A 15,125-nucleotide genomic window follows, 5' to 3' on the forward strand; every position below is an offset into this window, starting at 1 on the left:
GTTGAGCACGGCCGGCACGAAGTCGGCGAAGTCCACGTCGTGGTGGCGCAGCAGCTCGGACAGGCCAGCGCTGTCCAGCAGCAGCGGACGCGGGCAGAGCACCAGCCGCCCGCCGAAGCCGAGCGCCCGCACCACGTCGGCGGTGAAGACGTCGAACGAGAAGCTCGCCATCTGCAGGTGCACCAGGCCGGGACGCAGGTCGAACAGGCGTTCCCAGGCGGCGGCGACGGCCACGAGCTGCCGGTGCTCGACCAGCACCCCGTTGGCGGTGCCGGAGGTGCCGGACGTGTAGATGACGTACGCCAGGTGCTGCGCGCCCAACCCGTCCACCAGCGGGTCGGTCGCCGGCAGCTGCGCCCACGCCGCCGCGTCGAGGTCCAGGTCGACCACCGGGGTGTCGAGCCCGGCCAGCGCGGCGTGCAGCCGCTCGCGGGCCGGGCCGTGGGTCAACGCCGCCACCGGGGTGCTGTCGCGCAGCATGGCGGCGAGCCGCTCGGCCGGGTACGCCGGGTCGAGCGGAAGGTAGGCGCCACCGGCCTTGAGGACCGCCAGCAGGCACACCACCGTCTCCGGCGACCGCTCGACGCAGATCGCCACGATCCGGTCCGGCCCGACGCCCCGGGCCCGCAGGTGGTGGGCGAGCCGGTTGGCCCGCGCGTTCAATTCACCGTAGGTGAGCCGCTCGTCGCCGAGGACGAGGGCCACCGCCTGCGGGTCGCGGGCCGCCTGAGCCTCGACGAGGTGGTGCACCAGGCGCCCCGGCGGGTACGCCACCGTGGCGTCGTTGCCGTCCTCGACCAGCCGGCGCCGCTCGGCGGCGGGCAGCACGTCGAGCCCGCCCACCGCCGCGTCGGGCGTGCGTTCCAGCGCGTCGGCCAGCGTCGCCAGGGCCCGCTCGACCATCGCGCAGACCCGCCCGGGTGCCACCCCGGCCGCGGCGGCGACCGTCAGCACGACGTCGTCGCCCAGGTCGTCGACGTCCAGCGCGAGCGGGTAGTTGCCGCGTTCCTGCGCCGCCAGGTAGGTCAGGTCGTCCGCGTCGGGGGTCGGCGCGGGCGTCTCCGACTCGGCCAGCACCTCGGCGTGGCGGTAGTTGAGCAGGGCGGTGAAGAGGGGAGCCGGCGGCGCCACCCTGCTGCACGACTGCGCCAGCGCCAGCGACGCGTGCTCGTGGCGGATCAGCCCGGTCAGCGCCTCGTGGGTGCGCAGCACGCACTCGGTGACGCCGGTGGCGTCGACGGTGACCCGCAGCGGGAGCGTGTTGAGGAAGGGCCCGAGGATCCGGTCGCTGCCCGCGCCGGCGTCCATCCGGCCGGAGAGCACGGTGCCGAAGACGACGTCGCGCCGGCCGCCGGCCCGGGCCAGCACCTGCCCCCAGGCGACGTGGAAGAGGCTGGTCACGCCGACCTGGAGGTCCTGGGCCCGCTGCCGCAGCCGCCGCGTCAGCTCCGGCCCGAGCCACACCCGGGCGTCGCGCATCGTGTGCCCGTCGCCGTGGATGTCGCGCAGCCCGAAGGGCACGGTCGGGTTGTCGACGTCACCGAGCATCCGGCGGAAGAAGCTCTCCTGCTCGGCCCGGTCGGCGCCGCGCCGGATCCGCGCCACGAAGTCGCGGAAGGGCAGCGGCGGCGGCAGCCGGTCGCCCTCGCCGGCCAGGTACGCGCGGACCTCGGCCCGCAGCTGCTTGAGCGAGGTGTTGTCGTCGACGATGTGGTGGATCAGCTCGACGGCCAGCCACCCGCCGTCGCGGGGGTCCCGCGCGACCAGCAGCCGCAGCAGGGGAGCCTGGTCGAGCGGCAGCCGGCCGTACCGCCGGTCGACGTGCTCGCGGAGCTGCCGCAGCGGGTCGTCGCCGGTCGGGTCGAGCGGGACCTCCTCCACCGGCAGGGGCGCCCGGCGCCACACCACCTGCACCGGCTCGTTGATCCCGTGCCACACCACCGCGGTACGCAGCACGTCGTGCCGGGCGACCACCGCCTCCAGCGCGGCGGCGTAGCGGTCCAGCCGGTCCCGGTCGGCGAAGCGCAGGACCGTGGTCACCAGGTAGGGGTCGCGGTCGCGGGCCATCAGGTGGTGGAAGAGCATGCCCTCCTGCACCGGGGCCAGCGGGTAGATGTCCTGCACGTTCGGTGTCCCGCCGGGGACCGTGGCGACGATCGCGTCGATCTCCGGCTGGCTCAGCTCCACCAGTGGCAGCAGGTCCGGCGTGATCCGCTCGCAGCCGGCCGGGATCGGCTCCGCGGTCACGTCGGCCCGGTCCGCGTCGGCACCCACCGTGGCGGCCAGGTCGGCCAGGACGGGCGAGGCGAAGAGCGCGCGTACGTCGGCGGAGAGGCCCTGGCGGCGCATCCGTTCCAGCACCCGCAGCGCCAGCAGCGAGTGCCCGCCCAGCGCGAAGAAGTTGTCGTGCCGGCCGATCCGCTCCACGCCCAGCACCTCGGCCCAGATGGCCGCGAGGGCGGTCTCCGTCGCGCCGACCGGCTCGGTGTAGTGCCGGGCGGCGAAGGCCGACCCGTCGGGTGCGGGCAGGGCCCGGTGGTCGAGCTTGCCGTTGGGCGTCAGCGGCCACTCGGCGACCCGCACGTACGCGGCCGGGACCATGTGCTCCGGCAGGACGCCGGCCAGCCGGGTGCGCAGCGCCTCGGCCGTCAGCCGGCGCACCGACGCCGTGTAGTAGCCGACCAGGCGCGACTCGCCGGTGGCGTCGGTCGTGACCGTCACCACCGCGTCGCGTACGCCGGGACAGGCGGCGAGTTGGGCCTCGATCTCGCCCAGCTCCACGCGGTAGCCCCGCAGCTGCACCTGGGAGTCGTTGCGGCCCAGGTAGTCGAGACCGCCGTCGGCGCGGTGGCGGACGAGGTCACCGGTGCGGTAGAGCCGGTCGCCCGCCACGAACGGGCTGGGCCGGAAGCGTTCCGCGGTCAGCCCGGGACGGTTGAGGTAGCCGCGCGCGACCCCCGCGCCACCGACGTGCAGCTCGCCGACGACCCCGGGCGGCACCGGCTCCCCCTGCCCGTCGAGCACGTAGAGGCGCAGGTCACCGAGGGGCCGACCGATCGGGCTCACGCCCGGCCGGTCGGCGTCGGCCGGGGTCAACGGCCGGTACGTCACGTGCACCGTGGTCTCGGTGATGCCGTACATGTTGACCAGCTCTGTGCGCCCGTTGCGCGCGTCCGCGTACCACGGCCGCAGCATCGTCGGGTCCAGCGCCTCGCCCCCGAAGATCACCGTACGAAGCTGGTGCGTCCGCGCGCTGTCGGCCTGCGCGGCGATCAGGCCCCGGAACGCGCTGGGGGTCTGGTTGAGGACGGTCACGCCCTCGTCACAGAGGAGCCGGTGGAAGTCGGCGGGGGAGCGGCCGGTCAGCGTAGGGACGATCACCAGCCGGCCGCCGTGCAGCAGCGCGCCCCAGATCTCCCAGACCGAGAAGTCGAACGCGAAGGAGTGGAAGAGGCTCCACACGTCGCTCGGGCCGAAGCCGAACCACCCGGCCGTGGCGGAGAAGAGCCGCACCACGTTGGCGTGCTCGACCATGACGCCCTTGGGCCGGCCGGTGGAGCCGGAGGTGTGGATGACGTAGGCGAGGTGGTCGGGTCGGGTGCCGGGGTCGGGGCTGGTGGTGGGGTGTGCGGTCAGGTCGGCGGTGTCGAGGTCGACCAGGGGTGCGGTGGTCAGGCCGTCGAGGGTGGTGCGGGTGGCGGCGTGGGTGAGGACGGCGACCGGGCCGCTGTCGCGCAGCAGCTCGCCGAGGCGCTCGGCCGGATGGGCGGGATCGAGCGGCACGTACGCGCCACCGGCCTTGAGGACGGCCAGCAGCGCGACGACCAGCTCGGGCGAGCGCTCCAGGCAGACCGCGACGAGGGTGTCGGGTCCGACGCCGTACGTGCGCAGGTGGTGGGCGAGCTGGTTGGCGCGTGCGTCGAGGTCGCGGTAGGTGAGCGAGGTGCCCTCGAACGTGACCGCCACCGCGTCGGGGGCCGCCGCGGCCCGCCGCGCGAACAGCGCGGGGATCGTCTGCTCGACCGGGTACGCGCTCGCGTCGCCCCAGGTCGCCAGGAGGTCACGGCGCTCCGCCGGGTCGAGCAGCGCCAGCCGGTCGATCGGCTCGTCGGGGTGGGCGACGAGTTGGGTGAGGACGTGGCGCAGGTAACGGATGTGTCGTTGGGCGGTGGCGGTGTCGAACAGGGCGGTGGCGTACTCGAGGCTGCCGGTGATCCGCCCGTCGTGCTCGGCCAGGGAGAGGGTGAGGTCGAACTTCGCGGTGGTCCACGGGGTACGCAGGGCGGTGACCTCGACACCGGGCAGGTCCAGGTCCACGTCCTCGTTGTTCTGCCAGGCGAACATGACCTGGAAGAGGGGGGTGTGGGCGAGGTTGCGGGTGGGGTTGACGGCTTCGACGACGTGTTCGAAGGGGAGGTCCTGGTGGTCGAGGGTGGTGAGGGTGAGGTCGCGGACGCGGTGCAGGAGTTGGGTGGTGGTGGGGTGGTCGGTGAGGTCGATGCGGAGGGCGAGGGTGTTGACGAAGAAGCCGATGAGGTTTTCGAGTTCGGCGCGGCGGCGGTTGGCGGTGGGGGTGCCGATGATGAGGTCGTGGTGGCCGCTGAGGCGGGACAGGACGATGGCCCAGGCGGTGAGCAGGGTCATGTAGAGGGTGGCGCCGTGGCGGGTGGTGAGGGTTTTGAGGGCGGTGGTGAGGTCGGGGTCGATGGTGATGGGGAGGTGGGCGCCGTGGTGGTCCTGTTCGGTGGGTCGGGGTCGGTCGGTGGGTAGGTCGAGCAGGGTGGGTGCGTTGGCGAGGGTGTGGCGCCAGTGGGTTTCCTGGCGTTGGAGGGTGCCGTCGGTGAGCCATTGGCGTTGCCAGGCGGCGTAGTCGGCGTACTGCACGGGCAGGGGCGGCAGCGGATCAGGCCGACCGGCGTGGTAGGCGGCGTACAACGCCCCCAACTCGCGGGTCAGGATCCCCAGCGACCAGCCGTCGCTGACGATGTGGTGCATCGTCAGCAGCAGCACGTGCCGGTCCGGGGCGAGCGCGACCAGGCGGCCCCGGAACAGCGGACCGGCCGCCAGGTCGAACGGGGCGGTGCTCTCCTCCTGCTGGAGCCCGGCCAGGGCGGCGGCGGGATCGGCGTGCCCGGTCAGGTCCTCGTGCCGGAGCGGGAACCCGGCGCCGGGCGGATCGATGTGTTGGGCCGCCTCCGCGCCGTCGGCGACGATGCGGGTACGCAGGACCTCGTGTCGGTCCACCAGGGAGTCCAGGGCCGCCCGCAGCGCGTCGCGGTCGAGCTGGCCGTCGAGCTGGAGGGCCAGCGGCATGTGGTAGGCGTGACCGACCCGACCGAGCCGCTCCAGGATCCACAGCCGCCGCTGCGCGAAGGAGAGCGGCAGGAGGCCGGAGCGGTCCGACAGGCGCTCGACTTCCGCGGACGCCCGTGCCGACGGGACGCGGCCGGGGGCCGGAACACGGATCGTCTTGTCGCCCGGCAAGTGTGCCCCCTCGAATCCCCACTGGCCTGCCGTGACACCGGACATCGGCCGAAGTGGATCAACATTAGACGATGCGGCAGACCGGTGCCAGAGCCCGACGGCTGGGCCTGGAGACCTCATTCCGACACGGCGCGCAGACTTTCGGTCAGTGTGTCGGCGAGCCGTGTGTACGCCGTCCGGAGTACGCGCGGGACAGCCCCCGCGCCGGACCGGTTCGCCGCTGCCAGGGCGTACGCGCGCACCAGGGCGGCCGGGTGCGCCGCGGCGTACGCCCGCTCGTCGGCGCCGGCCAGGGCACCCGCCAGCGCGTCGGCGTTCGCGATGGCGTTGGCGTCGGCGAACGCCTCCGCGTTGGCCCCGGTGCTCAGGTCGGCGTAGTGCGCGGCGAACTCGGTCACCTCGTCGGGGCCGTAGCCGTTGGCGGTCGCGTAGGCGTGGGCGTTGGCGTGTGCGACCGCCCGTGCCTCGGCGTACGGGTAGGCGGCCCGGTACAGCTCGCGCAGGGCGGGCCGGAGCGCGTCGCGCCACTCGTGCGCCCCGACCTCGTCGCCGGCCAGCGCCCGCCGGAACAGCCCACCCACCCGGCTGGCGTCGCCACCGGGCACCGACGCGAGTACGCGCGCGTGCCAGTCGTACACCACCGGGAACGGCACCCGGCCGGCGAGCCGGTCGAGTTCGGCGTCCACCCGTCGCCGCCAGTGCGGGGGCGCGGCCGGGTCGTGGCCCTCGGTGAGCGCGGCGAGCACCGCCACCAGCCAGTCCGGTGGCTGCCGTGGGTCGGTCACCCGTCCCACCTGGACGGTCGGTCCATCCCGGCGAGGAGGTCGTCGACGTCGTCGTCGGTCAACGTGTCGAGGGACTCCGCGCCGCCGGTGCGAGTCGCGGGGACGGTCCCGGCCGGCGCGTCGGCTCCCGCCCCGGCGGCGGTGACCGCCGCGGCGAGGCCCGCCACGGTCGGGTCGTCGAAGAGCGTGCGCACCGGAAGGTCGACCCCGTACGTCGTCCAGACCCGGGCCATCAGCTGGGTGGCCTTGACCGAGTGTCCGCCCAGGACGAAGAAGTTGTCGGCGACCCCGACCGGGTCGGGCAGGCCCAGCAGGTCGGCCACCAGCCCCGCCAGCTCCCGCTCCAGCGGGGTGCGCGGGGCGACCGGCGCCTCGCCGGAGCCGGCACCCCTCGCCGGCGCCGGCAGGGCGCGCAGGTCGAGCTTGCCGCGCGAGGTCCGGGGCACCTCGGGCAGCGCCACGAAGACCGCCGGCACCATGTGCGCGGGCAGGAACCGGCGCGCGTACCCGGACAGGTCGGCGGGCGGATCCGTCGCGGGCGGGTCGGTGACGACGTAGCCGACCAGCCGCACGCCGTCGTGGTCCACGTCGGAGGCGGTCGTCACGACCGCGTCGCGGACCTGCGGGTGGCCGCGCAGCACCGCCTCCACCTCCGCCGTCTCGACCCGGAAGCCCCGCACCTTCACCTGCCGGTCGGCCCGCCCCAGCGGTTCGATCCGCCCGCTCGGCAGCCACCGGCCCAGGTCCCCGCTGCGGTAGAGCCGACCGCCGGGGGTGAACGGGTCGGGCACGAACCGCCCGGCGGTCCAGCCGGGCGCCCCGACGTAGCCCCGGCCGACCCCCGCGCCGCCGATGCACACCTCACCGACCACGCCCGGCGGCACCGGTCGTAGCCACCGGTCCAGCACGTACACCCGGCTGCCGGCGACGGCCGGGCCGAGATCCGGCGGCGCCGACCCCGCCTCGACCTCCGCCCCGGTCGAGTAGACGGTCGTCTCCGTCGGGCCGTAGCAGTTCCACAGACGGGTGCCCGGCTCCGCCAGGGCGTCGGCCAGCCCCCGGGGCAGCGCCTCGCCGCCGCTCAGGCGCAGCCGCACCCCGGCCGGCACCCCGCCGGCCGCGACCAGCATCCGCCAGGTCGTCGGCGTCGCCTGGAGCATCGTCGTCCCGGTCGTGGCGAGCAGCCGTCGCAGCCGGTTGCCGTCGATCACGTCGTCCTCGCCGGCGACGACCACCGGCGCCCCGCACAACAGCGGCAGGAGCAGGTCGAGCAGGGCGATGTCGAACGCGAACGGGCTCACCGACAGGACCCGGTCGGCCGGCCCCAGCGGGACCATCTCGCGGAACGCGTGCAGCAGGTGTGCCACCGCGCCCTGGGTGACGGTGACCGCCTTCGGCCGGCCGGTGGACCCCGAGGTGAACAGCACGTACGCCGCCGCCGTCGCCGGCACCGCACACGGCGGCGGCAGAGCCGGCTGCGCCGCCGCGCCCGTCGGTTCCGCCGGCGGTGTCCCCGCGCCGGCTGGCACCGCCGACGGGGTTCCCTCGCCCGTCGGTTCCGTCGGGGCCAGGTCGAGCAGGGTCGCCGCCGCGCCCAGCTCGGCCAGCAGCGGGGCGGGGACGGCGCCGCTGTCGGTGACGACCACCCGCACCCCGGCGTCGGCGAGCATCCCGCGCAGCCGTCCCGGCGGGTGGGTCGGGTCGAGCGGCAGGTACGCCGCCCCGATCCGCCACACGCCCAGCAGCGCCGGGAGCGGGCGCGCCCCCCGGGGCAGGACGATGCCCACGGTCTCCTGGGCCCGTACGCCGAGCCCCCGCAGTCCGGCGGCGATCCGGGCGGTGAGCCCGCGCAGCGCGGTGCCGGTCAGGGTCGCGTCCTCGCCCGAGATCACCACCCGCTCGCCGGCGTCGACGTCGGCCACGAGCGCCGCCGCGGTGCTCCCCGGCGGCAGGACCGACCCGGAGCGGGCCGCCGGCCACACCCGGGTGACGAGGTCCGCCGTCGCCGGGGAGAGCAGGTCCACGTCGCAGACGCGGGTCTGCGGGGCGGTCGCCAGCGTGGCCAGGAGCGCGGCCAGGGCGTCGGCGAAGCGGCCCGCGCTGTCCGGGGCGAAGAGGTCGGTGAGGTAGCGCAGGCGTACCGACAGCTCGTCGGGGCCGACGACGGCGGCCAGCTCCAGCTCGAACTTGCCGGTGCCGGTGGGCACCAGCTCGGGCCGCCAGCGCAGCGCCCCCCGGTCCACGGGCGGCAGGGCCTCCTCGACCGTGCACATCACCTGCACCAGCGGCGCCCGCGTCGGCTGCCGCTGCGGCCGGCACAGCTCGACCACCCGCGCGAACGGCAGGTCCTGGTGGGCCTGGGCGCGTGCGGTGGCGGCGTGCAGCCGGTCCAGCAGCTCGGCGAGCGTCGGGTCGCCGTGCAGCGCCGCCCGGATCGCGACGGTGTTGGCGAAGAGGCCGAGGATCGGCTCGGTCTCGATCCGGGTACGCCCGGCCACGGGCACGCCGACGAGCACCTCGTCCGCGCCGCTGAGCCGGGACAGCAGGGCCGCGTACGCGGTCAGCAGGACGGTGAACAGGGTGCTGCCCCGCGCCTCGGCCAGGCGGCGCAGCGCCCCGGCCAGCTCCCCGTCGACCGGCACCGCGACCTCGGCGGCGGCCGGCGACAGCCGGTCCGGGTACGGGTGGTCGACCGGGAGCGGCACCTCCGGCGGCGCCCCGGCCAGCTCGGCCGGCCAGAAGCGTTCCGCCTCGTCGTGGCCGCCCGCGTCGGCGTGCTCCCGCTCCCAGAGGGCGAAGTCGGCGTACTGCAGGGGTGGCTCGACCGAGACGGGCGGCCGGCCGGCGCGCAGCGCCTCGTAGTCGGCGGAGAGCTCGTCGAAGAGCAGCCGCAACGACCAGCCGTCGATGATCGCGTGGTGTGCCACCAGCGCCAGCACGTGCCGCTGCGGGGCGAGCCGCAGCAGCCTGACCCGGGCCAGCGGGCCCCGCTCCAGCGGCAGCGGGGTGCGCACGTGTTCCCGCAGCGCGGCCCGGGCCGCCGCCTCCCGGTCCGCCTCGGGCAACTGGTCCAGGGCCACGACCTCGATGGCGGTCGCGGGGGCGTCCTCGTCGATCACCTGGATCGGCCGCCCGCCGTTGGCCCGGAAACAGGTGCGCAGGATCTCGTGCCGCGCGACCGCCGCCGCCCAGGCCCCGTCGAGCGCGGCCGGATCCAGCGGGCCGTCCAGCCACACGGCCCAGCCGACGTGGTAGGTCGGCTGGCCCGGGTCGAGCTGGTCCAGCAGCCACATCCGCCGCTGCGCGGCCGACGCCGGGAACTCGAAGACGTCCATCTCAGCGCACCCGCCCGTCGACCGCGACGACCCGCAGCTCGGCGGTGTACCGGCCGTCGGGTCCGGTGAGCCAGAGCTGGTCCGGCGCCGGCAGCATCTCCACCACGGAGACGGTGGTGTCCCCGGCGTGTCGGCGGGCCCGGCGCACCGAGCGGGACACCAGGTCGACCGAGGCGAGGCTGGTCAGGTCGGCGTGCACCGGTTTCCGCTCGCCCGCGCAGCGCAGGAACACGTGCCGGGGCAGGCCGTGCGTGCCCGCCCAGGCCCGGGCCTGCCGGAAGCGCAGCGCCTCGTCGCGGGTCTCGGCGAAGTCGAGGTCGGCGGCGGCGAACGTCCACGACTCGCGGCTGATCACGAGGGAGTCGACGGTGATCCGGGGCTGGTGCGCCGCCGGGGGCAGGATGCGGAAGAGCTGCGACAGCCCGGCGCCGACCACGTCGCCGAGGACGTGCATCAGGTCCAGGTCGAACCGCCCGTCGCGGGAGCGTACCCGCAGCCCGCCGGCCACCTCGACCAGGTCGCACTCGCCGACGCGCAGGCTGCGGCGCGGGTCGTGCCCGAACGAGTCGTGCGCGAACACCAGCCGGACGTCGTCGGGCCCGGTCAGCGCGTGGCTCAGCCTGGTCGGCACGCCGCCCTCCTGGCCGGTCTCGGCGGGATAGACCGCCCCGGCGCCCACGTCCCGGGCCAGCGCGGCGCGCAGGGCGTCCGCCTCCGGGTGGTAGGCGATCCAGGTGGCGTACCGCAGGGTGTTGACGCCCGGGTGCAGCTCGCCGAGGACCCACTCGTCGCCGGCGCGCATCAGGTCGGGGCTGTGCTGACGCGCGGACGGCCAGCCGGGCCGCCCCGGCGGGAAGGCGGCGGCCACCGCCGGGGCCAGCTCCGCCGCCGTGAACCGGATCCGCCGCTGGCCCGCCGGTAGCGGCAGCACGTCGGCCCAGCGCCGGTGCAGCGCGGCGGTCAGCAGGTCGGTCAGCCGCTGCGGGGGGTGGAACAGCGCCTCGCCGGCCAGCAACCAGAAGTCGGCCAGCGGAACCACGTCGGTGCCCAGCTCGGCGGCCCGGCGCCGATGGATGTCGGCGCAGAAGCGCTGGTAGAGCGTCGCGCCGGCGGCGGTGAACCAGCGCGCGCTGTCCAGCACCAGGCCGAGCGCGTCGCGGATCCCGTCGAGGCTCGCCTCGCCGATGCCGACCGTGCCGGCGCGCAGGCACTCCTCGTAGACGGGGGTGCGCCCGGCGTACATGGTGCCGGCGCGCCGGGTGGCCGGGACGCCGGCCAGCCTCGTGAAGGTGGCCTCCAGGCCGGTCATCGCGGCGGTCAACCCGGCCGGGTCGCCGGCGGACGCGGCGAGCGCGTCCCGGGCGGCGCGCAGCTCGTCGAGGGCGGCGAGCGCGGGCCCGCGTACGGCCGCGTCGGTGACCCGGTCCAGCCGGGCCCGCATGGTCTCCTCCGGCCGGGTGTCGTGCGGCGCCACCTCCGGCTGCCAGGCGATCCGGTGGGCCGTCGCCAACGTCTCCAGCACCTCGTGCACCTCCCGCGTCGAGCGCAGTCCCGACCCCGGCTCGGCCAACACAACCCCGGCGACCTCGTTCGCGTCGCGGATCCCGTCGCAGGCGCGCAGCACCGCCGCCTCGGCGTCGCTGAGCCGCACCGGCGCGGCGAGCGGCACCCGCAGCGTCGTCCCGGCCAGCTCCAGGAAGGGCATGAGCCGGGGTACGAGCCACGGACGCAGCCGCGTCGCGTACGGGGCCAGCACCGCCGCGACCGCCCAGCCCTCCAGGTAGACCGTCCGCGCGGCGAGCAGCGCCGGCGGGTCGGCGGGGTCGACGCGTACGCCGGGGCCCGGCTCGATCCGCGCCCAGCCGACCGGCCCGAAGAACCCGATGGTGTCGTTCTTGACGCAGTAGCGCTGGAGGTAGCTGGTGACCAGCGCCTCGTGCTGGCGGTGCTTGGTGTTGCGGGACGGGTTGTCGGGGCCCCGGCGCAGCAGCGCGTCGACGCCGGTGCGCAGGGCGTGCGGGTTCTGCCACACCACCGCCTCGCGGAACCGGGGGTGGGCCGCCACCGCGTGCAGCGCCACCGCGAGCCGGCCGACCGCCTGCGGGTACACGGCCGCGTACGCCGCCTCGGCGCGGGCGATGCCGGCCGGGTCCCCGTCGGCCGTGGCCGCCACCACCCGGTCGGCGGCGGCGGCGAGTTCCGCGTCGCCGATCGGGGCCAGCAGGTCCACGGGCAGGCCGGCGCCCCGCAGGCAGACCGTCCGCCACAGCGCCCACCCGTCGGTCAGCCGGGCCAGGTGCGCCGGCAGGCCCCGCGCGCTCGGCTGCGGGACCCGGTCGCGGCGGCGCAGCGCCGGCGCGGTCCGCCCCCGGCCGCCGGTCGTCGATCCGGTCGCCGCGTCGATCGCCGCCGCCGTCGCGGCCAGGGTGGGCGCCCGGTAGAACGGGCCCACGCTCAGCTCCACGCCGAACGCCTCGCGGATGCGGAACATCAGCCGGGTGACGGTCAGCGAGTTGCCGCCGAGGGTGAAGAACCCGGTCTCCCGGCCGATGCTCGCGGGCGTTCGCCCGCCGGGCAGCAGCCGGGACCAGAGTTCGGCCAGCCGGTGCTCGGTCGGCGAGGCGGGCCCGGCGACGTCCGGATCCGCCTCGGCGGGCCCGGGCGCCGGCAGTGCGGCCCGGTCGACCTTCCCGTAGGCGGTCAGCGGCAGCCGGTCGAGGACGACGAACGCGGCCGGCACCAGGTGGGCGGGCAGCCGGGCGGCGACGTGCTCACGCAGGCCCGCCGGGCTCGGCGCCGCCGGGCCGGCCGGCGTGACGTAGCCGACCAGGTGGCGCTCCGGCCCGTCGCCGCGTACGGTCACCGCCGCCGAGGCGACCCGCGGGTGCGCCCGGAGCACCGCCTCGACCTCGCCCGGCTCGACCCGGAACCCCCGGATCTTCACCTGGTCGTCGCGGCGGCCGAGGAACTCCAGCACCCCGTCCGCGCGCCAGCGCACGACGTCACCGGTGCGGTAGAGGCGCTCACCCGGCGTCTGCGGATCGGGCACGAACGCCCGGGCGGTCGCCGCCGGGTCGCCGAGGTAGCCACGGGCCAACCCGTCGCCGCCGGTGTACAGCTCGCCCGCGACCCCGACCGGCACCGGCCGGCCGTCCGTGTCGAGCACGTGGACGGTGCTCTGCGGCACGGGACGGCCGATCGGCACCCGGTCGCCCAGCGGGGCGGGGCCGCTCATCAGGTGGCAACTGGTCAGCGTGGTGTTCTCGGTTGGCCCGTACGCGTTGACCAGCGGCAGCCCGCCGCGCGCGGCGAGGACGGCGCGGACCGCGCCCGGGTCCGCCACGTCCCCGCCGGTGAGCAGTTGCCGGACGCCCGCCAGGGCCGCGACGTCCTCCTCGGCGAGCTGCCGGAAGAGGCCGGCGGTGAGGAAGGCGACCGTGACCCCGCCGTCGCGGAGCAGGGCGGACAGCCGGGTGAGGTCCACCGGGTCCGGCGGTGCGACCACCGCCGTGGCGCCGGTCAGCAGCGCGCCCCAGATCTCCCAGGTGGACGCGTCGAAGGCGGTCGGGGCGAACTGGAGGATCCGCTCGCCGGGGCCGAGGGTGGCGAAGTCCGGGTCGGTCACCAGCCGCACCACGCCCCGGTGGGTGATGCCGACCCGCTTGGGCGCACCGGTCGAGCCGGAGGTGTGCAGGACGCAGGCGAGCCGCACCGGGTGGATCGGCTCCGGCGGCGGTCCCGCACAGGCCGGGACCGTGGTCGGGGGCGGGCCGGCCGGCGTGGGTTGCGCGTCCGGCGCCTCGACGTCCAGCACCCGCACCGGGCCCAGGTCGGGCAGCCCGGCGGCGGCCTCGGCGGTGGTCAGCAGCAGGCGGGTGCCGCTGGCGGCGAGGAGGTCCGCGATCCGGGCGGGCGGGGCGGCCGGGTCGACGGGGAGGTAGGCCCCGCCGGCCTTGAGTACGCCCAGCAGGGCGCGGATCAGCGGTTCGCCCCGGGGGAGCAGCACGGCGACGGGGGCTTCCCCGGTGACCCCGTGTCCGCGCAGCGTCCCGGCCAGCCGGTCGGCCGCCCGGTCCAACTCCGCGTACGAGACCGTGCGGTCGCCGAGCACCAGCGCGGCGGCGTCGGGGGCGGCGGCGACCCGGGCCGCGAAGACCTCGGGAATCGACGCGTCGCGGGGGTAGGGCCGTCGGGTGGCGTTCCAGGCTGCGCGCAGCGGTGCCTCCCCGGCGGCGCCGAGATCCAGGTCGGCCAGGCGGGCGTCGGGCCGGTCGGCCAGCTCCCGCACGGTGTGGTGCAGCTGCGCGAGGATCCGCCGCGCCGAGGCGGCCAGCAGGCTGCTGTCGTCCCAGGTCACGCCCAGGCGCAGTTCGGGCTCGTCGAAGGCGTGCACCGTCAACGGGTAGCCGGGCATGCGGTGTACGCGCGCCGAGCGCCGGGCCGCCTCCGGCCCGCCCTCGGCCAGGGCGGTGCCCAGCCGCTGCCGTTCGAACACCACGAGGCTGTCCAGCAGCGGCGTGTCGGGCGCCAGGCCCGCCTGGTCGAGAATGGTGTGCAGCGGCGTGAGCTGGTGCTCGCGCAGTTGCCGGATCCGGTCCGCCACGTCGGTCAGGAACCGCCGCACGGTCCACCGTGGATCGAGGCGGATCCGCAGCGGCACCGTGTTGATCAGCAGCCCGAGGATCCTCCCGGCGTCCGGGACGCTGTCGTAGCGGCAGGATCTGGTGACCGCGAAGGTGACGTCGTCGACCCCGCCGTAGCCGCCGCGCAGCAGCGCCCAGGCCGCGTGGACCAGGATGCCGACGGTGACGCCGACCTCGGCGGCGGCGGCCCGGATCCGGTCGGCGTCGGGCCGGGCCAGGGCTAGCTCGTCCGAGGCCGGCACGCCGCGCGCGCCGGGGTCCGCGTCGAGGCGACCCGGCAGCGCCCGGGGGAGCGGGGCGCCGGCGAGGTGTCCCTTCCAGAACGCGTCGTCGCTGCCCGGGTCGCGCGTGCCCCACCAGCGTACGAAGTCCACGAACGGCGGCCGGGTCGGCGGGTCCGGAGCCCGGCCGGCCCGGCGCGCGGCGTAGTCGGCGAGGATCTCGTCGAGCAGCATCCGGGTGGAGCGGCCGTCGAGGATCGCGTGGTGGAAGGTGACGACGACGTGTTGGTCGCCCAGCGTGGTGACCCGCAGCAGGGGCGCCCGGCCGACGTCGAAGGGCTCGTACCGGTCGGTGTGGAGGAAGTCGTCGAGTGTGGACTCCCGCCACCGCAGGTCGGGTGCCACGTCCGGCCGGACGACCTGCGCCACGCCGTGGTCGCCGTCGACCTCGAAGGCCGTACGCAGCGCCGCGTGCCGACGGGTCGCGGCCTGCCAGGCGGCGGTGAACGCCTCCCGGTCCGGCGGGCCGTCCCAGCTGATCGTGACCTGTTGGACGTCCACCCCACCGGCGGGCTGCCGGAGGGTCTGCAGCACCATCCCGCGTTGTACGGCGAGGGCTGGATACCGCTGGAGGCTGTCGTTCATGTGCCCTCGTCC

At 76.1% G+C, this 15,125-nt stretch carries 4 protein-coding genes (1 of these 4 cut by a window edge); all 4 read right to left on the minus strand.

The features are described from left to right. Positions 1-5,529, minus strand: the 5' portion of a protein-coding gene (locus tag ACGFIR_RS26065) for an amino acid adenylation domain-containing protein (RefSeq protein ID WP_393147699.1). Its footprint begins 8,094 nt before the window's first position; the window shows 5,529 of its 13,623 coding nt (coding positions 1-5,529); the start codon lies at positions 5,527-5,529; the stop codon falls past the left edge of the window. Between the two features lie 71 nt (positions 5,530-5,600). Further along, positions 5,601-6,269, minus strand: a complete 669-nt coding sequence (locus ACGFIR_RS26070) for a hypothetical protein (protein ID WP_393147701.1) — start codon at positions 6,267-6,269, stop codon at positions 5,601-5,603. Continuing rightward, positions 6,266-9,604 (minus strand): amino acid adenylation domain-containing protein, encoded by a 3,339-nt coding sequence (locus ACGFIR_RS26075; RefSeq protein WP_393147703.1) that lies wholly within the window; start codon positions 9,602-9,604, stop codon positions 6,266-6,268. The genes ACGFIR_RS26070 and ACGFIR_RS26075 overlap by 4 nt, the downstream gene beginning before the upstream one ends. A gap of 1 nt (position 9,605) precedes the next feature. Beyond that, complete coding sequence (locus tag ACGFIR_RS26080) at positions 9,606-15,113, minus strand: amino acid adenylation domain-containing protein (protein ID WP_393147705.1); 5,508 nt, start codon at positions 15,111-15,113, stop codon at positions 9,606-9,608. Between the last annotated feature and the right edge of the window lie 12 nt (positions 15,114-15,125).

The sequence above is a fragment of the Micromonospora sp. NPDC049051 genome (assembly GCF_043197575.1).
In the GTDB taxonomy this organism is placed as follows: Bacteria; Actinomycetota; Actinomycetes; order Mycobacteriales; family Micromonosporaceae; genus Micromonospora.